24 protein-coding genes are annotated in these 25,603 nt (G+C 28.4%); all 24 read left to right on the top strand.

Translation table 11 applies throughout. From position 1 onward, the window contains the following. On the top strand, window positions 1–443 hold a 443-nt coding region (locus tag T364_RS0102405; RefSeq protein WP_027128160.1), incomplete at its 5' end, for a CBS domain-containing protein. 17 nt (window positions 444–460) lie between these two features. Beyond that, window positions 461–1,741, top strand: coding sequence for an ArsB/NhaD family transporter (locus T364_RS0102400; RefSeq protein WP_027128159.1), 1,281 nt, complete (start codon window positions 461–463; stop codon window positions 1,739–1,741). An 11-nt stretch (window positions 1,742–1,752) separates the two neighbouring features. Continuing rightward, a complete protein-coding gene (locus tag T364_RS0102395; RefSeq protein ID WP_027128158.1) occupies window positions 1,753–2,553 on the top strand; it encodes a nitroreductase family protein in 801 nt (266 codons plus the stop codon). After that, window positions 2,534–3,244 (top strand): biotin--[acetyl-CoA-carboxylase] ligase, encoded by a 711-nt coding sequence (locus T364_RS0102390; protein WP_027128157.1) that lies wholly within the window; start codon window positions 2,534–2,536, stop codon window positions 3,242–3,244. Before T364_RS0102395 ends, T364_RS0102390 begins: the two co-directional genes overlap by 20 nt. Before the next feature lie 351 nt (window positions 3,245–3,595). Beyond that, window positions 3,596–4,390, top strand: a complete 795-nt coding sequence (locus T364_RS0102385; RefSeq protein ID WP_027128156.1) for an ABC transporter ATP-binding protein — start codon at window positions 3,596–3,598, stop codon at window positions 4,388–4,390. 35 nt (window positions 4,391–4,425) lie between these two features. Continuing rightward, complete coding sequence (ilvC, locus tag T364_RS0102380) at window positions 4,426–5,436, top strand: ketol-acid reductoisomerase (protein ID WP_027128155.1); 1,011 nt, start codon at window positions 4,426–4,428, stop codon at window positions 5,434–5,436. Window positions 5,437–5,447: 11 nt separating this feature from the next. Continuing rightward, window positions 5,448–7,070 carry a dihydroxy-acid dehydratase gene (gene ilvD, locus T364_RS10325; RefSeq protein WP_051532606.1) on the top strand — a complete coding sequence of 541 codons (1,623 nt, stop codon included), beginning with the start codon at window positions 5,448–5,450 and terminating at the stop codon, window positions 7,068–7,070. Between the two features lie 20 nt (window positions 7,071–7,090). Beyond that, window positions 7,091–8,737 (top strand): biosynthetic-type acetolactate synthase large subunit, encoded by a 1,647-nt coding sequence (gene ilvB / locus T364_RS0102370; RefSeq protein ID WP_027128154.1) that lies wholly within the window; start codon window positions 7,091–7,093, stop codon window positions 8,735–8,737. A 17-nt stretch (window positions 8,738–8,754) separates the two neighbouring features. Continuing rightward, window positions 8,755–8,976 (top strand): ACT domain-containing protein, encoded by a 222-nt coding sequence (locus T364_RS0102365; protein ID WP_027128153.1) that lies wholly within the window; start codon window positions 8,755–8,757, stop codon window positions 8,974–8,976. Between the two features lie 112 nt (window positions 8,977–9,088). After that, the gene (gene yaaA / locus T364_RS0102360) at window positions 9,089–9,295 is read left to right on the top strand and encodes a S4 domain-containing protein YaaA (protein ID WP_027128152.1); all 207 of its coding nucleotides are present in this window, start codon (window positions 9,089–9,091) and stop codon (window positions 9,293–9,295) included. A 22-nt stretch (window positions 9,296–9,317) separates the two neighbouring features. Beyond that, complete coding sequence (recF, locus tag T364_RS0102355) at window positions 9,318–10,406, top strand: DNA replication/repair protein RecF (protein WP_027128151.1); 1,089 nt, start codon at window positions 9,318–9,320, stop codon at window positions 10,404–10,406. After that, window positions 10,393–10,947, top strand: coding sequence for a DciA family protein (locus tag T364_RS0102350; protein WP_027128150.1), 555 nt, complete (start codon window positions 10,393–10,395; stop codon window positions 10,945–10,947). Before recF ends, T364_RS0102350 begins: the two co-directional genes overlap by 14 nt. Before the next feature lie 28 nt (window positions 10,948–10,975). After that, complete coding sequence (gene gyrB / locus T364_RS0102345; protein ID WP_035945211.1) at window positions 10,976–12,880, top strand: DNA topoisomerase (ATP-hydrolyzing) subunit B; 1,905 nt, start codon at window positions 10,976–10,978, stop codon at window positions 12,878–12,880. Window positions 12,881–12,900: 20 nt separating this feature from the next. After that, window positions 12,901–15,447, top strand: a complete 2,547-nt coding sequence (gene gyrA, locus T364_RS0102340) for a DNA gyrase subunit A (protein ID WP_027128148.1) — start codon at window positions 12,901–12,903, stop codon at window positions 15,445–15,447. A 35-nt stretch (window positions 15,448–15,482) separates the two neighbouring features. Continuing rightward, a complete protein-coding gene (locus tag T364_RS0102335; protein WP_027128147.1) occupies window positions 15,483–16,277 on the top strand; it encodes a hypothetical protein in 795 nt (264 codons plus the stop codon). 19 nt (window positions 16,278–16,296) lie between these two features. Next, window positions 16,297–16,758, top strand: coding sequence for a YfcE family phosphodiesterase (locus tag T364_RS0102330; RefSeq protein ID WP_027128146.1), 462 nt, complete (start codon window positions 16,297–16,299; stop codon window positions 16,756–16,758). A 17-nt stretch (window positions 16,759–16,775) separates the two neighbouring features. After that, window positions 16,776–17,795, top strand: a complete 1,020-nt coding sequence (gene pheS, locus T364_RS0102325; protein ID WP_027128145.1) for a phenylalanine--tRNA ligase subunit alpha — start codon at window positions 16,776–16,778, stop codon at window positions 17,793–17,795. Between the two features lie 14 nt (window positions 17,796–17,809). Then, the gene (gene pheT / locus T364_RS0102320) at window positions 17,810–20,194 is read left to right on the top strand and encodes a phenylalanine--tRNA ligase subunit beta (protein WP_027128144.1); all 2,385 of its coding nucleotides are present in this window, start codon (window positions 17,810–17,812) and stop codon (window positions 20,192–20,194) included. A 16-nt stretch (window positions 20,195–20,210) separates the two neighbouring features. Then, window positions 20,211–21,419: an L-serine ammonia-lyase gene (locus T364_RS0102315; RefSeq protein ID WP_027128143.1), complete on the top strand. Its 1,209-nt coding sequence runs from the start codon at window positions 20,211–20,213 to the stop codon at window positions 21,417–21,419. Between the two features lie 94 nt (window positions 21,420–21,513). Beyond that, window positions 21,514–22,080 (top strand): aminoacyl-tRNA hydrolase, encoded by a 567-nt coding sequence (gene pth / locus T364_RS0102310; RefSeq protein ID WP_027128142.1) that lies wholly within the window; start codon window positions 21,514–21,516, stop codon window positions 22,078–22,080. Between the two features lie 115 nt (window positions 22,081–22,195). After that, complete coding sequence (gene rsxC, locus T364_RS0102305) at window positions 22,196–23,506, top strand: electron transport complex subunit RsxC (protein WP_027128141.1); 1,311 nt, start codon at window positions 22,196–22,198, stop codon at window positions 23,504–23,506. 41 nt (window positions 23,507–23,547) lie between these two features. Further along, on the top strand, window positions 23,548–24,480 hold the full coding sequence (locus T364_RS0102300) for an RnfABCDGE type electron transport complex subunit D (protein WP_027128140.1): 933 nt from the start codon (window positions 23,548–23,550) through the stop codon (window positions 24,478–24,480). After that, complete coding sequence (locus T364_RS0102295) at window positions 24,467–25,000, top strand: RnfABCDGE type electron transport complex subunit G (RefSeq protein ID WP_027128139.1); 534 nt, start codon at window positions 24,467–24,469, stop codon at window positions 24,998–25,000. The genes T364_RS0102300 and T364_RS0102295 overlap by 14 nt, the downstream gene beginning before the upstream one ends. After that, window positions 25,000–25,602, top strand: a complete 603-nt coding sequence (locus T364_RS0102290; RefSeq protein WP_027128138.1) for an RnfABCDGE type electron transport complex subunit E — start codon at window positions 25,000–25,002, stop codon at window positions 25,600–25,602. Before T364_RS0102295 ends, T364_RS0102290 begins: the two co-directional genes overlap by 1 nt. The last annotated feature ends 1 nt before the right edge of the window (window position 25,603 follow it).

The raw sequence follows: 25,603 nt of genomic DNA, 5'->3' as shown, positions 1-25,603 counted from the left end.
TAACAGCAGATGATGTATTAAGCCCAGATATATCACCAGTAACAGAAGATACAACATTAGAAGTAGTAGCTAAAAGATTAATAAATGAAAAGATAAGTGGAATACCAGTAGTAGATGAAAAAAATAATTTTTTAGGAGAGATAACAGAAAAAGAATTGATAGAATATGGAATGCCAAAATATCTATCATTGATGAAAGATTTAGACTTCTTAACAGTAGGAGAACCTTTTGAAGAATATCTATTAAAAGAGGAAACAGCAACAATAAAAGATTTATATAGAAGAAAAGAAAATCTATATACAATAGATAAGAAAACTCCAATAATGGAGATATGTTTTATAATGGTAAAAAAAGGAATAACAAGAATATATGTAGTAGAAAATGGTAAATTACATGGAGTAATAAGAAGATACGATATAATTAAGAAAGTTTTACATATTTAGTTTATTTTGGAGGTAGAATGTTTTATTTGATCAGTGGAATGTTAATTTTTATACTAACATTTTATTTAATAATTACAGAGAAAGTTCCTAGTGCTTGGGCTACCATGTTAGGTGGTTTAATAATGTCATTAATAGGAATTTTAAATGAGGAGGAAGCTTTAAAAGCAGTTTATGAAAGATTAGAAATACTATTATTGTTAATTGGAATGATGATGATGGTATATATTATTTCAGAGACAGGAGTATTTCAATGGTTTGCAATAAAAGTAGCTCAATTTACAAAAGGAGAACCTTTTAGATTAATAGTTATGTTATCAATAATAACAGCTTTATGTTCAGCCTTTTTAGATAATGTAACAACAATTTTATTAATGTGTCCTATTTCCATATTATTAGCAAATGAGTTGAGAATAGATCCTTTTCCTTTTGTTATGACAGAAATAATGTCAGCTAATATAGGAGGATTATCAACTCTTATAGGAGACCCTACACAATTAATTATTGGGTCAGAAGGAGGATTAGGATTTAATGAATTTTTATTAAATACAGCTCCTATGGCTATTATTTCAATGATTATATTACTTGGAAATGTTTATTTCTTTTATTTTAGAAAAGTACATATTTCGAGAGATTTAAAAGTGAGAATAATGGAAATGGATTCTAGTCGTTCCTTAAAAGATAAAAAAGTTTTAAAAATTTCAATGACTATATTTTTATTGGTTTTAATTGGATTTATTTTAAATAATTTTATCAATAAAGGTTTAGCAATAATTTCTTTATCAGGAGCGATATTTTTAGTTGTTTTAACTAAAAAAGAACCAAAGGAAATATTAGAAAATGTAGAGTGGGAGACTTTATTTTTCTTTATTGGGCTTTTTATGATGATAACAGGAGTCGAAAATTTACATATAATTGATTTTATAGGAAATAAACTTATAAAATTAACAGAGGGGAGTTTTGGATTAGCTCTTATATCAATAACATGGATTTCTGGATTTTTTACATCTATAATTGGAAATGTGGCAAATGCGGCTACTATTTCAAAAATAGTAAATGTTATGTTACCAGCTTTTCAAGATGAAACTAATATAAAAGGTTTGTGGTGGGCATTGTCTTTTGGGTCTTGTTTGGGAGGAAATATGACAATGTTAGCTTCAGCTACAAATGTTGTGGCTGTAACAGCCTCTAAAAAAGCTGGATGTAAAATAGACTTTGTAAAATTTTTAAAGTTTGGAGCCTCAATCTCTGTTCAAACTTTAGTTATAGCAACAATATATTTGTTGGTGAGATATAATTAGGAGGAAAATTAATGAAAATAGAGGAGAATCTGACGAGTGAAATATTAAGAAGAACTTCAAGAAGAAAATTTGTAGATGAAGAAATTACTGTTGAAGAAGAGGTAAAGATAGTAGAAATACTTGATGAAATTAATAATGAAGAAAGAGGACTTAATTTTAAAGTAATTGTAAATGATGGTGATGAAATATTTGATGGACTTGCTTCATATGGATTAATAAGAGGTTGTAATTCTTATATAGCACTAATAGGGGATTCTAAAGAAAAAAAGATAGCAGAAAAAATAGGTTTTTATGGAGAATATTTAGTTTTAAAACTTGTTCAAATGGGATTTGGAACTTGTTGGGTGGGAGCTACTTATGACCATAAAGAAATAAAAGAAGATGTAAGTTTAGATTATGGTGAAAAAATTTATTGCTTAATAGCTTTTGGAAAAATAAATTCAGATACAAAAATAGGATTTGAAAAATTAGTTTCTTTAATAGGAAAAAAAAGAAAGAGTATTCAAGAGATTTTTCCTAATATAAAAAAAGTTAAAAAAGAATCTCAAAAATGGATAATGAAAGGATTAGAATTAGTTAGAAAAGCTCCTTCTGCTAGAAATAAACAACCTTGGATTTTTGATATTATAGAGAACGATACAATTACAATTTCAGCAAAAGAAAATTTTGGATATGAAAAGATAGATATGGGAATAGCAATGCTTCATTTTCAACAAGGAGCTCAACTTTGTGGATGTAAAGGTGAATGGAGAAGAAGAGATGGAATTTGGAGATTTTTATTGGAGGAAAAAGATGAAAATACACAGATTTAAAGAGATAAATTCAACAAATACTTTTTTAAAAGAATTACCTAAGAAGGAAGAATATGAAGTTGTTATTGCTACTACTCAAAATTCTGGAAGAGGAAGAAGAGGGAATCTTTGGACGTCAGAAGAAGGAGGAGCATATTTCAGTTTTGTTTTAAAAGAAAAATCAGATATAGATATTTCTCAATATATGAAACTTCCATTAGTTGTAGGGTATTCTCTTTTAAGAACTTTTGAAAAATTAGAAGAAAACTTAGACTTTAAATTTAAATGGACAAATGATATTTATGTAAATGATAAAAAAATAAGTGGAATTTTAGTTGAAAAAAATAGAGAAGATTTTATTATAGGAATTGGTATAAACTTAAATAATAAAATAACAGGAGAAGTAGCAGCTAAAGGTTGTTCATTAAGTGATATAACTAAAAAAGAATATAATATTGAAGAAGTTATTTTTAAAGTTATAGAAGATTTTAAAGAAAATATAAATTATTATTTAAGTGGTAATTGGAATGAAATTTTAGATTACTTAAATGGAAAAAACTATTTATTAAATAAAGCTATAAAAATAGATTTAAGAAATGGAAATCAAAAAAGTGGAGTAGCTAAAGAAATAGATAATAGTGGAGAAATGATAATAGAGATTGATGGAAAAAGAGAGATGTTTTCAATAGGTGAAATACATATATCTAAATAAATATATAAAAATAATAAAATAAATATATTTTTTATATTTTACTTTATATTAAAATTTTGGTAAACTTATCACAAATAAAAATTATGAAAGGAAGAAAATTATAATGACATTAATGCAAAATACTATAATAATAAGCATAATATCAATAATAATTATTAGTATAATAATTAAGAAAAATCCATTGGATTTACTTAAAACTACTAATAATATTTTTGTGCTACCAAAGAAATTATGCTTAAGTAGGTTTGCATAGATTTATTGATAGAATAAAAATAATTTAGAAGTGATTAAGAGATTCAATGGAAATACATTGAATCTCTTTTTTTTATAAAAATTTTAAAGAGGGAAATTATGGAGAGAAAAGAGATATTAAATTTTAAAGATATAACCTTTGTAAGAGAGGGAAGAAAAATACTCTCTGGGGTAAATTGGGTCATAAAAGAAAAAGAAGTATGGGCTTTACTGGGACTTAATGGAACAGGAAAATCAACACTTCTTAGCATGATACCAGCTTATACATTTCCTACTAAAGGAGATTATTGGGTTTTTGGAAATAAATTTGGGAATTATGCTTGGCCTAAAATAAGAAAAAAATTAGGTTTTGTAAGTTCAAATTTAAAAATCTTTTCAGGAACTTTGAATAATCAAAAAGTTGAAAAAGTTATATTATCAGGAAAATACAATACAATTGGTATATATGATGAAATAAATCAAAATGATATAGAAAAAGGAAAGGAATTATTAAAGGATTTTAATTTAGAACATTTAAAAGATAAAAAATATGAGGTTTTATCTCAAGGGGAACAAAGGAAAGTATTATTAGCAAGAGCTTTTATGACAAATCCAGAATTATTGATTTTAGACGAACCTTGTTCGGGGTTAGATTTAAAATCAAGAGAATATTATTTAAAAACTCTTGGTGAAAAAATAAAAGAAAAAGAGATACCTATTATATATGTTACTCATCAATTAGAGGAACTTATACCAGAAATAACTCATGTAGCTATTTTAGGAAATGATGGAAAAATGTTAGTCACAGGAAAAAAAGAAGAAGTCTTAACAGAAGAAAATTTATTTAAACTTTATGAAGTTAAAGTAAAAGTTATTTGGGAAGAAAACAGACCTTGGTTAATAGTAAAAAATTAAAATAATAAAAATAAAAAAATTTAGGAGGAATAAAGATGGCAGGAAATATTTTAGGAACAACAGTATATTATGATGTGGATTGTAATTTAGATAAATTGGTAGGAAAGAAAATAACAGTAGTAGGATATGGTTCACAAGGACATGCCCACTCATTAAATTTAAAAGAGAATGGAATGGATGTTACAATCGGTTTAAGAAAAGGTTCGAAATCTTGGGCAGTAGCTGAGGAAGCTGGATTTACAGTAAAAGAAACTGGAGAATCTGTAAAAGATGCTGATGTAGTAATGATTCTTACTCCAGACGAAACTCAAGCTGATACATATAAAAATGAGATTGAACCAAATCTAAAAAAAGGGGTATATTTAGGATTTGGACATGGTTTCAATATTCACTTCAATAAAATTCAACCAACAGAAGATGTAAATGTATTTATGGTAGCTCCTAAAGGACCAGGACATTTAGTAAGAAGAACTTTCCAAGAAGGAAGAGGAGTTCCTTGTTTAGTAGCTGTAAAACAAGACCCTAGTGGAGATACAAAAGAAGTAGCTTTAGCTTGGGCTAGTGGAATTGGTGGTGGAAGGTCAGGAATCCTAGAAACTACATTTAAACAAGAAACTGAAACTGATTTATTTGGAGAACAAGCAGTATTATGTGGAGGAGTAACAGCTCTTATTCAAACAGGATTTGAAGTTTTAACAAAAGCTGGATATGACCCAGTAAATGCTTACTTTGAATGTTTACATGAAATGAAGCTAATAGTAGATTTAATCTATGAAGGAGGTTTCACAAAAATGAGACATTCAATCTCTAATACAGCTGAATATGGAGATTTCTTAACAGGACCAAAAATTATTACAGAGGATACAAGAAAAGCTATGGAAGATGTATTAAAAGATATTCAATCTGGAAAATTTGCTGATGAATTTCTAGCTGATTCTAAAGCTGGACAAGTATTTTTAAATAAGAAAAGAGAAGAATCTAGAGAACATGATATAGAAAAAGTAGGAAAAGAACTTAGAAAATTAATGTCTTGGATTGAAAAATAAGGAGAGAATTTATGAGAAGTGATGAGGTTAAATATGGAGCTAAAAGAGCTCCTCATAGATCTTTATTAAGAGCTTTAGGAATTACAGAAGAGGAATCGAGAAAACCAATAATAGGAATTGCTAGTTCTTTTAATGAAATAGTTCCAGGACATATGCATTTAAAAACAATAGTAGAGGCTGTTAAAGCTGGAATTAGGACAGCTGGTGGTTTACCAATGGAATTTAATACAATAGCTGTATGTGATGGATTAGCTATGAATCATGAAGGAATGAAATATTCTTTAGTTACAAGAGAAATAGTGGCTGATTCAATAGAAGCTACAGGAATGGCAATGCCTTTTGATGCTATGGTATTTATTCCAAGCTGTGATAAGGTAGTTCCAGGAATGTTAATGGCAGCAGCTAGATTAAATATTCCATCAATATTTGTAAGTGGTGGACCAATGTTAGCTGGAAAATTTAGAAATAAAAAAATCGGATTAAGTGATTTATTTGAATATATTGGAGAATATGAAAAAGGAATTTTATCAGAAGAGGAATTAATAGAATCTGAAAATAGTGCTTGCCCAACATGTGGTTCATGTTCAGGAATGTATACAGCTAATACAATGAATTGTTTAACAGAAGCTTTAGGAATGGCTTTACCAGGAAATGGAACAGTACCAGCTGTATATTCAAAAAGATTACTTTTAGCAAAACTTTCAGGAATGCAAATTATGAAAGTTTTAGAAAAAGATTTAAGACCTTCAGATATAATGACAAAAGAGGGCTTCTATAATGCTTTAAGAGTTGATATGGCTTTAGGTGGTTCTACAAATACAGCCTTACATCTTTGTGAAATTGCTAAAAATATGAAAGTTGACATAAGTTTAGATGATTTCCAAAAAGCTTCTCAAGAAACTCCACAACTTTGTAAACTTTCTCCATCAGGAAAAGATTTTATAGAAGATTTAGATGAAGCTGGTGGAATTTTAGGAGTTATGAAAAGATTAAATGAATTAAATTTAGTAAATCCAACTCCTACAGTTTCTTTAAAAACTCAAAAAGAATTAGTAGAAAAAGCAGTAGTAAAAGATAATAATGTAATAAGAGAGATAACAAATCCATATAATACTACTGGAGGATTGACAGTTCTTAGAGGAAATATAGCTAAGGAAGGTTCTATTGTAAAATCAGCTGGAGTATTAAAAGAGATGTTAGTTCATTCAGGACCAGCTAGAGTATTTAATTCAGAAGAGGAAGCAGTAGAAGCTATTTATGGAAATAAAATAAAAAGTGGAGATGTAGTTGTAATAAAATATGAAGGAATAAAAGGTGGACCTGGAATGAGAGAAATGCTTACTCCAACTTCAGCAATAGCTGGAATGAGATTAGATAAAGAAGTAGCATTAATAACAGATGGAAGATTTTCTGGGGCTACAAGAGGAGCTTCAATAGGACATGTTAGTCCAGAAGCTGCTTTAGGTGGAGAAATAGGAATAGTAGAAGAGGGAGATATAATAGATATTGATATTCCTAATGGAAAATTAAATGTAAGACTTAGTGATGAAGAGATAGAAGAGAGAAAGAAAAAATTTAAACCAATGTTAAAAGAAAATAATAGTATATGTTTGAAAAGATTTAGAGAAATGTAAAGAGGATTAGAGGTGCTTTTATGAAAATTACAGGAGCTAGAATTTTATTAGAAGTTTTAAAAAGAGAAGGAGTAGATACAATATTTGGATATCCTGGAGGAAAAGTAATTCCAATATATAATGAATTATTTGACTTTGAAGGAATAAGCCATATATTTACAAGACATGAACAAGGGGCTAGTCATAGTGCTGATGGTTATGCTAGAGCTACTGGAAAAGTTGGAGTATGTTTATCTACTTCAGGTCCTGGAGCTACAAATTTAGTAACAGGAATAATGACAGCTTTTATGGATTCTATTCCTCTTTTGGCTATAACAGGACAAGTTGGAACTAAGGAAATAGGAACAGATGGATTCCAAGAGTCTGATATAATGGAAATAACAATGCCTATAACAAAACATAACTTTTTAATAAGAAGTATTGAAGAGATAGTTCCTGTAGTAAAAGAAGCAATCTATTTAACTTTAGAGGGAAGACAAGGACCTGTACTTGTAGATTTCCCTTCAGATATTCAAACATTAACTATGGAAGTAGAAGAATTTGAAAAATTATATAAAAAAGATATAAAAAAATTCCCTAAAGAAGAGTTAGATTCAGTAGATGAAATAGTGGAAATAATAAATTCTAGTAAAAGACCTCTAATTTTAGCTGGTGGAGGATGTAAAAAAAGTAAGGAGAAATTAAAGGCTTTTTCAGAAAAAATAAATTCTCCAATAGCTTTTACTTTAATGGGGTTAGGAATCTTAAATCATAAATTATCTTTAGGAATGTTAGGAATGCATGGAAGTGTACCAGCTAACTTAGCTGTTACAGAGGCTGATGTATTGATAGCTCTAGGAATGAGATTTGATGATAGAGTAACTTGTAATCTAGAAACTTTTGCTCCTAATGCTAAGGTTATACATGTGGATATTGATTATGCTGAGATAAATAAAAATAAACAATGTACTCATCTAGTAGGAGATGTAAAGGAATTTTTGAAAAAGATTACTCCACTTGTAAATAAAAAAGAGTTTTCTTATTGGAATGAAAAAGTAGAAAATTGGAAAGAACAAAATCCTTTTACATATGAAAAAGATTTGAGTATTATAAAACCTCAAGAAGTTATTGAAGAGATAAGTAACTTAATGAAAGATGCTATTGTAGTTACAGATGTAGGTCAACATCAAATGTGGACAGCACAATTTTATGATTTACACAATCCACTTTGTACTTCTGGTGGTGGAGGAACAATGGGATTTGGACTTCCAGCAGCTATAGGGGCAAAAATTGGAAGACCAGATAAAAATGTAGTAGCTATTGTTGGAGATGGAGGAATACAAATGACATCTCAAGAGTTAATGACAGTATTTCAATATAAAGTACCAATTAAGATAGTTATTATTAATAATTCATATTTAGGAATGGTTAGACAATGGCAAGAATTATTTTATGATAAAAGATATTCTTCAGTAGATATGCATTGTAATCCTGATTTTGTTTTATTAGGACAAGCTTATGGAATAAAATCTATAAGAATAGAAAATCCAAAAGATTTAAGAAAGGTTTTAGAAGAAAATTTATTTACAGATGAACCTGTATTATTTGATGTAAGAGTTGCTGAAGAGGAAAATGTATTTCCTATGGTTCCAGCAAAAGGAAATTTAAATGAAATGATTTTGAAATAGATAGAAGGAGGTATATTATGACAACACTTTATATAAAGGCAAGATACACACCATGGACATTGAGTAGATTAATGGGACTTACAAGTAGGTTAGGAATTTTAATAAAAAATATATCTCTTAATGTTGAAGAAAAAAATTCAACAATATCTATTTCTTTTGAAGAAGAATTAAATAAATCTACTCACTTAAAAAAACAAATAGAAAGATTAGTAGATGTGTTTGAAGTAAGAGAAGCATAAAAAAAGGACAGAGTTATCTGTCTTTTTTTATTTATACTATATTCAAAATTTGAAAAAAATAGCAATTTGTGATAAAATATAGAGTAAATTAAAATTTTTTAAGGAGAAAAATATGGAAAAAATAACTATAAATACAGAATTTATAAAATTAGACCAATTTTTAAAATGGGTTGGAATTGCTGAAACAGGTTCTCATGCTAAAGATATGATAGCTGAAGAACAAGTAAAAGTAAATGGAGAAGTAGAAACTAGAAGAGGAAAAAAATTATATCCAGGAGATAAGGTAGAAGCTTTTGGAAAAACATTTGTTATAGAATAATGACAATTTAAGAGGTGAAACTTTGAAAATTCTAGAAATAAATTATATAAATTTTAGAAATTTAATAGATAGAAATGTAAAATTTTCTCCTAAAATAAATTTATTTCTAGGAAAAAATGGTCAAGGAAAAACTTCTTTAATTGAAGCTATATATTTTAGTGCCACAGGAAAAAGTTTTAGAACATCTAAAAATGTAGATATGATAAAACATGGAAAAAATAAAGTCGGTTGCTATATAGAGTATGAAGATAGAATTAGTAAAAAAAATCTTAGTATAAAAATAGATAGTTTAAAAAAAGAATATTCTTCAAATAGAAAAAAAATTCCTTATGATGAATTTTATGGGAAAGTAAATGTCATTTCATTTATTCCAGAAGATATAGAGCTTATAGTTGGTACTCCTGCAGTTAGAAGAAAATTTTTTGATGGAGAAATTTCACAAGGAAGTGAAGAATATTTTAAAAATCTTAAAGAATACAATAAGCTTTTAAAGATTAGAAATAAATATTTAAAAGAGGGAAACTATAAAAATGAAATGTTTTCCATATATCAAGAAGAATTTATAAAATATGGTGCTAGATTAATAAAAAAAAGATTGGAATATATAAAAAATATTTCTATAATTTTAAATTTAAACTACAGGAAACTTTTTGATAACAAAAAAGAATTATCTTTAAAATATAGTTCTTTTTTAGGAGATATAAAAAAAATAGACTTAAAATATATAGAAGATTTATTTAGAGAGAAAATAAAAGAGGAATTTTTTAAAGAAATAAGATATGGATATTCTAATGTTGGACCTCAAAAAGATGATTTTTTATTTTTATTAGATGAAAGAGAAGCTAAATCTTTTTCTTCTCAAGGTGAAAAAAAATCTATAATATTTTCATTAAAGCTTTCTGAAATAGATATGATATTAAAAGAAAAAAAAGAAAATCCAATATTTTTGATAGATGATGTATCTTCTTATTTTGATTCTATTAGAAAAGAAAATATTTTAGAATATTTGAAAAAAAGAGATATACAAGTAATTATAACTTCAACAGATAAAATGGATATAGAAGCTCAAATTTTTTATGTAAAAGCAGGAGAAATTTATGAGAATTGTTGATATGGAAGATATGATAGAAGAAGCTATGAAAAAGAGTAAAACTCTTAGAATAGCTATGCTTGTTGGAAGTTGGGAAGAAATTGTTGGAAAGTTTTATAAGGTATCAGAAATAATTGGTGTTAAAGAAAATACTTTATATGTAAAGGTAGAAAGTTCTTCATATTTACATTATATGAATGGAAAAAAAATAGAATATATAGAAAAGATTAATAAATTTTTAGGAAATGATTATATAAAAAATATTATTTTTAAAATTGGAAAAATAGATATAGAATATAAATTTCAATTAGAAAAAATGAAAAAAGAGTTTCAAGAGAAAAGAGAAGAGAAGATAGTAATACCAGAAAAATTTGAGGTTGAAAATAAATCAATAGAAGATAGTATAAAGTATTTAAAAAGACTATCAAAAAATAGAGAAAAAATACTTCTAGAGAAAGGATATAAAAGATGTATTGTATGTGGAAGTGTTTTTTTAGGAAATACAAAAATTTGTGATAAATGTAGAGGAATTCCTATACAGACAGTAATTAATAAAAATTAAAAGTTTTAATATAAATTTGGAGGGAAAAATGAGTAATTATCAAGCAGAAAATATTACAGTCCTAGAAGGGTTAGAAGCAGTTAGAAAAAGACCAGGAATGTATATAGGAACAACATCAGAAAGAGGACTACATCATCTGGTTTGGGAAATTGTAGATAACTCAATAGATGAAGCTTTGGCAGGATATTGTAATAAAATTATAGTAAATGTTCTTCCAAATAATATAATCGAAGTTATAGATAATGGAAGAGGAATTCCTACAGGGACACATCCTAAGTATGGAAAGTCAGCTTTAGAAATAGTTCTTACAGTACTTCATGCTGGAGGAAAGTTTGAGAATGATAACTATAAAGTATCAGGAGGACTTCATGGAGTTGGAGTTTCAGTAGTTAATGCTTTATCAGAATGGCTTGAAGTAGAAGTAAAAAGAGATGGAAAAATTTGGTTTCAAAGATACGATAGAGGAAAACCAGAAGAAGATGTAAAAATAATTGGAGAAGCTAGTGAAACAGGAACTAAAGTTACTTTTAAAGCAGATGGAGAGATATTTGAAACTTTAGTTTATAGTTATGAAACTTTAGAAACAAGATTAAAAGAGTTAGCATATTTAAATAAAGGTCTTAGAATAGAATTAAACGATATGAGAAAAGAACCTGTAAAAAGTGCTGAATTAGAGTTTCAAGGTGGAATTATTGACTATATAAAAGATGTAGAAAAAGATTCTATAAAACTTATAAAAGAACCTATATATATGTCTGGAGAATCTGATGGAGTTATATTTGAAGCTGTAATGCTTTATAATACAAATCAAAGAGAAACTATCTATTCCTTTGTAAATAATATTCATACTCATGAGGGGGGAACTCATGTAAGTGGATATAAAGTAGCTCTTACAAGAGTTATTAATGATTTAGGAAAAGCAATGGGTTACTTGAAAGATAAAGATGGAAAATTACAAGGTAGCGATATTAGAGAGGGATTAACTGCTATAGTTTCTGTAAAAATTCCTCAACCACAATTTGAAGGACAAACAAAAACTAAATTAGGTAACTCAGAAGTTACAGGAGTAGTATCTTCAATAGTAGGAAATCAATTAAAAATGTATTTAGAAGATAATCCTTCAGATATGAAAGTGATAATTGATAAAGTTTTAAGTTCTAAAAAAGCTAGAGAAGCTGCCCAAAAAGCTAGAGAACTTGTATTAAGAAAATCAGCTTTAGAAGTTGGTTCATTACCAGGAAAATTAGCAGATTGTTCTTCAAAAAATCCTGAAGAATGTGAAATATATATAGTAGAGGGAGATTCAGCTGGAGGTTCAGCAAAACAAGGAAGAGATAGAAGATTCCAAGCTATATTACCTCTTAGAGGAAAAATATTAAATGTTGAAAAAGCAGGACTACATAAGGCTTTAGAAAATAGTGAAATTAGGTCTATGATTACAGCTTTTGGAACAGGAATTGGAGATAATTTTGATATTAGTAAGCTAAGATATGGAAAAATAGTAATAATGACAGACGCTGATGTTGATGGAGCTCATATTAGAACTTTACTTTTAACATTCTTCTATAGATATTTAGTAGATTTATTACATGATGGGCATATTTATATAGCACAACCACCATTATATAAAATTTCATCAGGTAAATCAATTCAATATGCTTATACAGATAAACAATTAAAAGAAATCCAAATAAAAATGGATGGAGAAAATAAAAAATATACATTACAAAGATATAAAGGTCTTGGAGAAATGAACCCAGAACAATTATGGGAAACAACAATGGACCCAGATGTTAGAACTTTCTATCAAGTTAAAGTAGATGATGCTAGAGAAGCTGACTTAATCTTTGACAAACTAATGGGAGATAAAGTAGAACCAAGAAGAGAATTTATAGAAGCTCATGCAGAGTTTGTTAAGAATTTAGATATTTAATTAGGAGGAAATAGGTAGAAATGTCTAATATTATAGATAGATATGTAGAAGAAGAAATGAAACAATGCTACTTAGATTATTCAATGAGTGTAATTGTAAGTAGAGCAATACCAGATGTAAGAGATGGATTAAAACCTGTACATAGAAGAATTCTTTATGCTATGAATGAATTAGGAATGACTCATGATAAACCTTTTAAGAAATGTGCAAGAATCGTTGGAGAGGTTTTAGGTAAATATCATCCTCATGGAGATAGTGCTGTATATGGAGCTATGGTAAGAATGGCTCAAGATTTTAACTATAGATACGAACTTGTAGATGGACATGGAAACTTCGGTTCTATAGATGGTGATGGAGCAGCAGCCATGAGATATACAGAGGCTAGAATGGCTAAAATAAGTGATGAAATTCTAGCTGACATAGATAAAGATACAATAGATTTTAGAAAGAACTTTGACGATTCTTTAGATGAACCAGTAGTTTTACCAGCCAAAATTCCAAATTTATTATTAAATGGAACTGTTGGAATAGCTGTAGGAATGGCTACAAATATTCCTCCTCATAATTTAGGAGAATTAGTTGATGGAACTTTAGCTTTAATAGATAATAGAGATATAACTCCATTAGAGCTTGTAGATTATATTCCAGGACCAGATTTTCCTACAGGTGGAATAATTAATGGAAAAAAAGGGATAATTGATGCTTATACAAAAGGAAGAGGAAAAATACAATTAAGAGCGAAAATTAAAATTGAAGATGCTTCAAATGGAAAACAAGCTATAATTGTAAATGAGATTCCTTATCAAATAAATAAATCAGCTTTAATAGAAAGAATTGCTCTATTAGTTAAAGAGAAAAAATTAACAGGAATTTCTGACTTAAGAGACGAATCAGATAGAGATGGAATAAGAATAGTTATTGAGTTGAAAAAAGGTGAAGAACCAGAAATAGTATTAAATAAATTATATAAATATACAGAACTTCAAACTTCTTTTGGGGTAATAATGTTAGCTTTAGTAAATAATGTACCTAAAGTTTTAAATCTTAAAGAAGTTTTAGAAGAGTACGTAAAACATAGATTTGAAATAATAACTAGAAGAACAAAATTCGAATTAGATAAGGCTGAAAAAAGAGACCATATTTTACAAGGATTTAGAATAGCTTTAGAAAATATAGATAGAATAATAGAACTTATTAAAAATTCATCTGATGGAAATACTGCTAAAGAAGCTTTAATGACTAAATATGCTTTCACAGATATTCAAGCAAGATCTATTATGGATATGAAATTACAAAGATTAACAGGTCTTGAAAGAGAAAAAATAGAACAAGAGTTCCAAGAATTAGAAAGAAAAATTAAGGAATATAAAGAAATTTTAGCAGATGAGCAAAAAATATATGATATAATGAAGCAAGAATTAATTGAAATAAAGGAAAAATACAACGACGATAGAAGAACATTAATAGAAGATGAAAGAAAAGATATTGATGTTGAAGATTTAATAAAAGATGAAAAAGTTTTATTAACTATAACAAATAAAGGTTATGTAAAAAGAATAGGTATAGCTAACTATAAAGCTCAAAAAAGAGGTGGAAGAGGGGTATCTAGTCAAAATACAATAGAAGATGACTTTGTAGAAGATATGTTTGTAATGAATAATCTAGATACAGTAATGATATTCACTGACAAAGGTAGAGTTTATAGAATGAAAGCTTATGAAGTTCCTGAAACTTCAAAACAATCAAGAGGAAAATTAATAAGTAATATAATTAATTTCCAAGAAGATGAAAAACCAGCTTTCATTATAAAAGTAAGAGAGTTTTCAGATAAAAAAGAGGTAATTTTTGTAACAAAAGATGGAACTATTAAGAAAACAAACTTAATGGAATATGCTAATATTAATAGTAATGGAAAAATAGCTATTAACTTTAGAGAAGGAGATGCCTTAGTTTTTGCTGGATTAATAAAAAAAGAAACAGACCAATTATTTATAGCAACAAAATTAGGATATTCAATTAGAATGGACTTAAATGAAGTAAGAAGTATTTCAAGGTCAGCAATAGGAGTAAAAGGTATAAATTTAAGAGAGGGAGATAATGTTGTATCAGCTCTTTTAATAACAGATCCAGAAAATGAAACAATTCTTACAGTAACATCAAATGGTTTTGGAAAAAGATCTAGAGTGATGGAGTATACAACTCAAAATAGAGGTGGAAAAGGAATCATAAACTTTAAACTTACTTCAAAAACAGGAGAGATAATAGGTGTTAAACCTGTAAAAGAAGATGAAGAAATAATGGCAATAAATTCTTCAGGAGTAGTTATCAGAACATCAGTAGAATCTATAGCTGTTCATGGAAGAGCTACTTCAGGAGTTAAAATAATGAAAACTGATGAAGATACAAGAGTTGTTGCAGTTGTTAAAGTAAAAAGTGAAAAAGATGAAGAAAGAATAATTTCAGAAGATGAGCAAGAAAATTTAGAAGATGTAAAAAATAAATTAGAAGAAATAAAATCTGAAGATAATTTATTTAAAACTTTTGACAATGAAGATGAGGAAATGTAATATAATCAGTTTATAGCAAATGAGGAGGTTTTTTTATGATAAGAAATGTACTTTTAGTTTTAGGGAATGGTTATAATAGAAAAAATCTTATAGACAGTGCTATTTATTTAAGAGATAATTTTGGTTTTAAAATAAGACCTTTCCATGTAAGAGATGTAAGAAAAAAAGAGTTTTTACCAAATGCAGTAGATGGAATTATGCTAGAGCCAATGTTAGCTGGAATTAGTAAAGAGTGGAACGCTTTTGAAGAGAGAGAAATAGAAAAAATCAAAGCTGAATTAAAAGAAAATGGTATTGATGCTGAATTAGAAGTTCAATTTGGAATAACTTCAGAAGTTGTTATACAAGAATTAAAAAAATCAGACATGCTATTAATTGAAAAAGAAGAAAGATTTACAGAAGATTTAGTTGTTTTAATGAAAAGATTCTATAAACCTATAATAGTTGTAAGAGATAAACCTCTTAGACTTGAAAAAATAGCAGTAGCTAATGATGATGGAACAAAAGTTAATAAAAGTTTCCAAAGATTTAGCAATATTTTTACACATATAGAAGAAATAAAATCTTTTGAATTAGTAGATTCTTTAGAAGAAGACCCAGAAGAAGAGAAAAAAGAAAATTATCTTAATGCTTTTATGGAAGGTAAAGGAATAAAGGTAGAATCTGTAAAACTATTAAAGTCAGATTCTGATGCCTTTTTACAAATTTGTAAAGAAGAGGATATTTTAATAATGGGTAATTTAAGTAACTCATATTTATATGAAAAACTAACTAAAAGAGTTGGAATAAAAATAATGGAACAAGCTGAAACAACATTGTTTATAGCTTAATTTAGTAAGGAAGAAAAAAATGAAAATACTAGCAATATCAGATGTTCATGGTTGTTTTGAGAGATTATACAAAATAATAAAAATGGAAAATCCTGAAATAATTTTATTTTCAGGAGATGGTTATGAAGATGTAACAGATATGCAATATGCTTTCCCTGAGATAAAATTTGTTTGTGCAAGGGGAAATTGTGACTATAATAGCTCTTTTAATGATGAAGAAATTATAGAAATTTTTGATAAAAAATTTTTTATAACTCATGGACATATTTATGGAGTAAAAAGAAACTATTTTCAAATAGAAATGAGAGCAAAAGAGCTAGATGCCAATGTAGTTGTTTTTGGTCATACTCATTTTCCTTATTTAAAAAATAAAGAGCAAACAATATATTTTAACCCTGGAGCTGTCTTATGTGGCAGCTATGGGGTTATTACTATAAATGAAGACAAAAATATAAAATTAATTCATAAAGAAGTTAAATAATCTTTAGGGGAGGAAAAATGAAAGAAAAATTATCTTTGCTTAAAACTCAAGCAAAAGAAGAAATTTTAAAATTAAATACTTTACAAGAAGTAGAAGACTTTAGAATAAAGTATTTAGGAAAAAAAGGACTTATAACAGAAATTTCTAAAGGAATGAAAAATCTTTCTTCTGAAGAAAGACCTGTAATAGGACAATTATTAAATGAAATTAGAGAAGAGATTACTAATTTTATAGAATCTAAAAAAGAAGAAATAACAAAAGCATTAAAAGAAAAACAATTAAAAGAAGAAGTTATAGATATAACTCTTTCAGGAAAAAAAGTTGAATTAGGAAGATTACATCCATTGACAGAAACAGCTAATTTATTAAAGAAAATAGCTATGGATATGGGATTTGATGTAGCAGATGGACCAGAAATAGAACTTGTAAAATATAACTTTGATGCTTTAAATATTCCAGAATCACATCCTTCAAGAGATATAACTGATACTTTCTATATATCTGATGAAGTTTGTTTAAGAACTCAAACTTCTCCAGTACAAGTAAGATATATGTTAGAGAAAAAACCACCATTTAGAATGGTTTGTGTTGGAAAAGTTTATAGACCAGATTATGATGTATCTCATACACCAATGTTCCATCAAATGGAAGGATTAATGGTTGGAAAAGATATATCTTTTGCTAATTTAAAGGCTATACTTACTACTTTTATGGAAAAAGTATTTGGAGAAAATACTAAAGTAAGATTTAGACCTCACTTTTTCCCATTTACAGAACCAAGTGCTGAAATGGATGTTGAATGTGTAATCTGTAAAGGAAAAGGATGTAGAGTTTGTAAAAATAGTGGTTGGTTAGAAATTATGGGTTGTGGAATGGTTGACCCAGAAGTTTTAAAAGCTGTTGGTTATAATCCAGATGAAGTTTCAGGGTTTGCGTTTGGTATGGGAATAGAAAGAATAACTATGTTAAGACATGGTATAGATGACTTAAGAGCATTCTTTGAAAACGATACAAGATTTTTAAAACAATTTAAATAAGGGAGTGAGAAAGAATGTTAATTTCATTAGAATGGCTTAAGCAATATGTTGATATAAATGAAAATATAGAAGAGCTTGAAAAAGCTTTAACAATGATAGGACAAGAAGTAGAAGCTATAGATGTTCAAGGAAAAGATTTAGACAATGTTGTTATTGGACATATAGTAGAATATGGAAGACATCCAGAAGCTGATAAACTATCTTTATTAAAAGTAAATGTTGGAGAAGAAGAACCATTACAAATAGTTTGTGGAGCTCCAAATCATAAATTAGGAGATAAAGTAGTAGTAGCTAAAATAGGAGCTGTTTTACCAGGAGATTTCAAAATTAAGAAAAGTAAAATAAGAGGAATTGAATCTTGTGGAATGTGTTGTTCTAAGGCTGAGCTTGGACTTGGAAAAGACCATTCTGGAATTATTATACTGCCAGAAGATGCTCCTATAGGAATGGAATATAGAGAATATGTTGGTTTAAATGATGTTGTATTTGAATTAGAAATAACACCTAATAGACCTGATTGTCTTTCACATATAGGTATAGCTAGAGAAATAGCTGCTTACTATGGAAGAGAAGTTAAATATCCAAAAATTGAAAAATTAAATGATGTAACTTTTACAGATGATTCAATAGAAATTTCAATTGAAGATAGAGAAAGATGTAAGAGATTCGCTGGTAGAGTTATTCGTGGAGTAAAAGTAGCTGAATCTCCAGAATGGTTAAAGAAAAGAATAATTGCTATGGGATTAAATCCTATTAATAATATAGTAGATATTTCAAATTTTGTAATGTTTGAATATAATCAACCTATTCACATCTATGATTTAAAAGAGATAGCTGGTGGAAAAGTTATTGCTAGAAGAGGAAAAGAGGGAGAAAAATTAGTTACTCTTATGGAACAAGAAATAGATGTTAATGGAGAGTTAGTAATTGCTGATGGAGAAAAACCTTCTGGATTAGCAGGAATAATGGGAGGTTTAGGAAGTGGAATAAAAGAGGATACACAAGATATCTTTATAGAAGTTGCTTACTTTACTCCTGAAGATATAAGAAAAGCTGGAAGAAAATTTGGAATAGTAAGTGATGCAGGATATAGAAATGAAAGAGGAACTGATATGGAAAATGTTCCAACTGTATTAGATAGAGTTACAGACCTTATATTACAATTAGTAAATCCTCAATCAGTAGGAAAAATGATAGATGTTTATCCTGAAAAATATCAATCAACAGAAATAGAATTAAATATAGAAAAATTAAGAAGATTTGCTGGAAAAGAAATTCCAAAAGAGAGAATTATAGAAATATTAACAAATCTTAACTTAAAAGTAGAAGATAATGGAGAAACTTTAAAAGTTGTTCCTCCAAGTTATAGAGGAGATTTATACAGACCAGCTGACTTATATGAAGAAGTTATAAGAATGTATGGATTTGAAAATATAGAAGATAAAATGCCAATAGAAGATATAACTGCTGGGGTTAAAAATGAAGTTATAAGACTTATGGACGAATCTAAAGATGCTCTTGCTAAAATAGGATTACAAGAAGTTATAAATTATAGCTTTATTCCTAGAGAAGTAAAAGATATGTTACATATAGAAAAAGAAGAAATAATGATATTAAATCCAATAGTTGAAACTATGGCAATGATGAGACCTACATTAATTTATAGTATCTTAAATAACATAAAAGAAAACTTAAATAGAAATCAAGATTCTATAAAAATATTTGAAGTAGCAAAAGTTTTTGAAAAAACAGATGATTTATTAGCAAAAGAAGATATTCATATGGCTATTGGAATTTGTGGAAGAGACGAAAAAACTTTATGGAATCCAAAACCAGAAGCATATGATTTTTATGTATTAAAAGGGTATGTAGAAGAGTATCTTCAAGAAATAGGAATTAAAGGATATAAAATAGTAAGAACAACTAATAAAAATTTCCATCCTGGAAGAGCAGCAGATATAATGATAGGAAAATTAGTTGTTGGAACATTTGGAGAAATCCATCCAGAAATTTCTGAAAAAATGGATATATTAAAAGAAAGAGCTTATATAGCTGAAATGAATGTTTCTTTATTAAAACAATATATGAATAAGAAAATAAAATATGAAAGAGTAGTAAAATATCCAGAAGTTACAAGAGACTTTGCAATTGTATTAGATGAAAATGTACTTGTAGGAGATATGATAGAAGCTATTAAGAAAAGTTCTGACTTTATAGAATCAGTTGGACTATTTGATATCTATAGAGGAGAACATATAGAAACAGGTAAAAAATCAGTTGCAATAAGTGTTGTAATGAGAGATAAAAAAGGCACTTTAAATGAAGAAGAAATTAATAAAGTACAAGATAAAATATTAGGAATTGTAAAAACTAAATATTTAGGAGAAATTAGACAATAGAATTTGTGGAGGAAAAATGGATTCTTTGAGAGAATTATTCAAAATAGGAAATGGTCCTTCTAGTTCTCATACAATGGGACCAGAAAGAGCAGCTAGAAAATTTAAAACTGAAAATCCAGATGCAGACCACTATAAAGTGGAATTATACGGTTCCTTAGCATTGACAGGAAAGGGACATTTAACAGATTGGATAATAGAAAAGACTTTAGAACCTAAGCAAGTTGAAATAATTTGGAAACCTGAAATAGTTCATCCTTTTCATACTAATGGTATGAAATTTATTTCTTGTGACAAAGAAGATAATGTTTTAAAAGAATGGATAGTATTTTCTGTTGGTGGAGGTACTATTGTAGAAGAAGGACAACCAAGAAATAATGGTGCAAATATATATCCTTTAACTAAAATGACTGATATTATGGAATGGTGTAAAAAAAATAAAAAAGAGTTATGGGAATATGTATTTGAATATGAAGGCGATGATATAAAAGATTATCTTTTAGAAATATGGAATGCCATGAAAGAAGCTGTAGAAAGAGGAGTAAATACAGAAGGAATTTTACCAGGAAGTATTCAACTTAAGAGAAGAGCTTCTACTTTCTATAAAAAATCTAGAGGAGAAGGAAAAGTAAGAGCTTTTAGAGGAAAATTATTTGCTTATACTTTAGCTGTTTCAGAAGAAAATGCAAGTGGTGGAAGAGTGGTTACAGCTCCAACATGTGGGGCTTCAGGAGTAATCCCAGGAGCTTTATATACTTTAAGAGAAGCTTATGAATTAAAAGATGATGAAGTTATAAAAGCTTTAGCCATAGCTGGATTAATAGGAAATATAGTAAAAGAAAATGCTAGTATTTCTGGAGCTGAAGCTGGTTGTCAAGCTGAAGTAGGTACGGCTTGTGCAATGGCAGCTGGAATGGGAGCTTTTTTAATGGGAGGAAGTATAGAGCAAATAGAATATGCAGCAGAGATGGCTTTAGAACATAGTTTAGGACTTACTTGTGATCCAGTAGGTGGTTATGTTCAAATTCCTTGTATAGAGAGAAATGCTTCAGCAGCAGCAAGAGCTTTAGATACATCAAATTATTCTATATATACTGATGGGTCTCACTCTGTATCTTTTGATGATGTTGTTATTACAATGAAAGAAACAGGAAAAGATTTAAAAGAAGAATATAGAGAAACTTCTTTAGGTGGACTTGCAAAAAATTATTGTAAAGGATGTTGTTAATAGTATGTAAAAAAAGCTGATATATATCAGCTTTTTTTATAAAATTCTTGAATTTTTATTATTAAGTAGTATAATTGAGAAAGAAAGGAAAAAAATGAAATTAATAGTAGGATTAGGGAATCCTGGAAAAGAATATGAAAAGACAAGACATAATATAGGATTTATGGTAATAGATGAATTAGCAGAAAAATTAAAAGTATATGATTTTAAAGAAAAATTTAGTGGATTAATAGGGGAAACAATATACAAAGGAGAAAAAATTATTTTATTAAAACCACAAACATACATGAACTTAAGTGGGAACTCTATAATTCAAGTTGTTAATTTTTATAAATTAAATCCAGAGAAAGATATTGTTATAGTGTATGATGATATGTCACTTCCGTTGGGTAAATTAAGAGTTAGAGAAAAGGGAAGTTCTGGTGGGCATAATGGAATAAAATCAATAATATCTCATATAGGAGAGAAATTTTTAAGAATAAAATTTGGAATAGGACAAAGTCAAGAGAAAAATAAAGTAGTAGATTTTGTTATTGGAAAATTTTCAAAAGAGGAAGAAAAAGAAATTAGTGAAGTATTAGTTCACGCAAGTGAGGCCTTAGTATCCATAATAGAAGGAACACCAATTGAAAAAATTATGCAAAGTTATAATAAAAAGTAGATTTTTAGAACGAAAAAAATAAAAAAAATATTGTTAAAAAAGTTAAATTGTGGTAAACTTTATTTGACAAAATTTTTAAATAAATTTTATATAAGTTTAAGGAAGGAGAATTTGTATGAAGTTTTTTGGATTTAGAGGTGGTGTACATCCACCTGATAACAAAGCCCAAACAGCAACAAAAGCAACAGAAAAAATGCCATCACCTAAAATGGTGTATGTACCATTACAACAACACATAGGAGCTCCTTTAGATCCTCTTGTGAAAGTAGGAGATACAGTTCTTAAAGGACAAAAAATAGCAGACTCAACTGCTTTTATGTCTACAACAATTCACTCTCCCGTTAGTGGAATTGTTAAGAAAATAGAACAACGTGTATTTCCATTAATGGGAAAAGCTAATACTATCATTATAGAAAATGATGGAAAAGATGAATGGTGTGAACTTGAGAAAATTGAAAATTGGCAAGAAGCATCAAAAGAAGACTTACTAAAACTTATTAGAGAAAAAGGAATTGTAGGAATAGGAGGAGCTAGTTTTCCTACACACATTAAATTAAATCCTCCAAAAGATACTCCAATAGATACTTTAGTATTAAATGGAGCAGAGTGTGAGCCTTATTTAAATTCTGATAACAGACTTATGTTAGAAGACCCTAATTCTATAGTAGAAGGAATTAAAATTATTAAAAAAATATTAGGAGTAAATACAGCTGTAATAGGAATAGAGGAAAATAAACCTCTAGCTATAGCTAGTATGAGAAAAGCTTGTGAAGGAACTGGAATAGAAGTTATGCCTCTTCACACAAAATATCCTCAAGGAGGAGAAAAACAACTTATAAAAGCTGTTTTAGATAGAGAGGTACCATCTGGAAAATTACCAGCTTCAGTAGGTGTTGTTGTTCAAAATACAGGAACAGCTGCTGCTATTTATAGAGGAGTTGTTTTAGGAGAGCCATTAATAGAAAAAATAGTTACAGTTTCAGGAAAAGCTATAAAAGAACCTAAAAACTTAAAAGTTGTAATAGGAACACCTTTCTCTGAATTATTAGAGTATTGCGGTGTTGATAGAGAAAAAGTAGATAAACTTGTCATGGGAGGACCTATGATGGGTATGGCCCAATTCACAGAAGAAGTTCCTGTAATAAAAGGAACAGGAGGGCTATTAGCTTTAACAAAAGAAGAAACAAATTATACAAAACCTCAGGCTTGTATTAGTTGCGGAAAATGTGTAGATGTTTGTCCTATGCATTTAGTACCTTTTATGTATGCTAGATTAGCTAAAAAGGAAGAATGGGAAAATTTAGGACAATATAATTTAATGGATTGTATTGAATGTGGTTCATGTGCTTATATTTGTCCAGCAAATAGACCATTAACAGAGGCTATAAAAATAGGAAAAGCTAAATTAAGAGCAATTAAGAAATAGGAAGCAAGGAGGGAAATAAAGTGTCAACAAGAATGTATAATATGGGGCCTTCGCCTCACATAAGAACATCTGAAACAGTTGATAAAGTAATGTTAGATGTTATAATTGCATTAATTCCAGCTTTATTGATGGCTATTTATGTATTTAAACTAAGAGCATTAATAGTAACTGCTGTTTCAGTAGTGTGTTGTATGTTAACAGAATTTTTATTCAATAAAATAAGAAAAAAAGAATGTACTTTACATGATAAAAGTGCTATAGTAACAGGACTTTTATTTGCATTTGTAATACCAGTAGGAATGTCATTACCTTTTGTTGCTATAGGGGCTTTTGTTTGTATAGCATTAGGAAAAATGATATTTGGAGGATTAGGATGTAATATATTCAATCCTGCATTAGTAGGTAGAGCATTTGTTCAAGCTTCATGGCCAGTAGCTATAACTACATTTACATTAGATGGTGTAGCTGGTCCAACAATGTTAGATGCAATGAAAAGAGGATTACCTATGTCTGATGTTTTAATTGGAGAAGGAAATATGTATGTTCAAGCTCTAATTGGAAAAATAGGAGGATGTATAGGAGAAACTTCAGCTATTGCTTTAATAATTGGAGGAATTTATCTAGTTTATAAGAAACAAATTGACTGGAAAATGCCAGTAATAATAGTTTTAACTGTAGCTGTATTTACAACATTATTAGGAGCAAAAGATCCTATAATGCAAGTTATTTCAGGGGGATTATTATTAGGAGCTATATTTATGGCTACTGATATGGTTACAAGTCCTGTAACACCAAAAGGAAAATTAATTTATGCTTTTGGTATTGGATTCTTAATTTCAATGATAAGAATGAAAGGTGGATATCCAGAAGGTACAGCTTTCTCTATATTAATAATGAATGGTGTTACTCCATTAATCAATAGATATACTATGCCTAAAAAATTTGGGGAGGTGAAAGCTGATGGAAAGAAATAGATTTATACATTTTGGAGCTGTATTGTTAATAATAGCAGCCATTTCAGCTGGAACCCTAGCATTTGTAAATGGAATGACTAAAGGAGTAATTGCTCAAAATAATATTAATGCAGCAAATAATGCTAGAAAAGAAGTACTTCCTGTTGCTGAAAAATTTGATGAAACTCAAAAAATAGAAAAGGAAGGGTTAGAATTCATTCCAGGATTTGATGGAACAAATCAAAAAGTTGGATATGTTGTAATAGTAACACAAGGAGGATATGGAGGAAATATTGTATTCTCTTTAGGTGTTGATTTAAATGGAAAAATAACAGGATTAAAAGTAATGAATCATCAAGAAACTCCAGGATTAGGAGCAAAAATAACTGGTAGTGAATGGCAAGCTTTATGGATAGGAAGAGATAAAGATTATCAATTTAATAAATCTGTAGATGCTTTTGCTGGAGCAACTGTTTCACCAAGTTCTGTTTATGCAGGGATTCAAAGAGCTTTATCAGTTTATGCGGAGGTGAATAAATAATGAGTAAAAGTAAATTAGGAATAGTAATAAATAGTATGATAAAGGAAAACCCAGTATTAGTATTACTATTAGGATTATGTCCAACATTAGGAACTTCAACTTCAGCAATAAACGGAATGTCAATGGGACTTGCAACAACAGCAGTTTTGATATTTTCAAATATAATTATTTCTTTGATAAAAAAAGCAATACCAGATAAAGTTAGAATACCAGCTTTTATTATGGTTATTGCCTCTCTAGTAACAGTTGTTCAAATGTTAATGGAAGCTTATACTCCAGATGTATATAAAGTTTTAGGACTTTATATTCCATTAATTGTTGTTAACTGTATTGTATTAGGAAGAGCTGAAAGTTTTGCTTCTAAAAATAGTGTTATAGATTCTATGTTTGATGGAATAGGTTCTGGATTAGGATTTACTTTAGCACTAACAATATTAGGAATAATTAGAGAAATTTTAGGTAATGGAACTATCTTTAATATGACTATAGTTCCTGCTTCTTGGCAACCAGCTTTAATTTTCATATTACCTCCTGGAGGATTTATGACAATAGCTTGTGTTATCGCTTATCAAAATTATCTAAAACAAAAGAAGGGGGCATAGT

This window comes from Fusobacterium perfoetens ATCC 29250 (genome assembly GCF_000622245.1).
Taxonomy (GTDB): Bacteria; Fusobacteriota; Fusobacteriia; order Fusobacteriales; family Fusobacteriaceae; genus Fusobacterium_B; species Fusobacterium_B perfoetens.
Note: the sequence above shows the minus strand (reverse complement) of the source record. Positions and strands in the feature narration are given on the sequence as shown.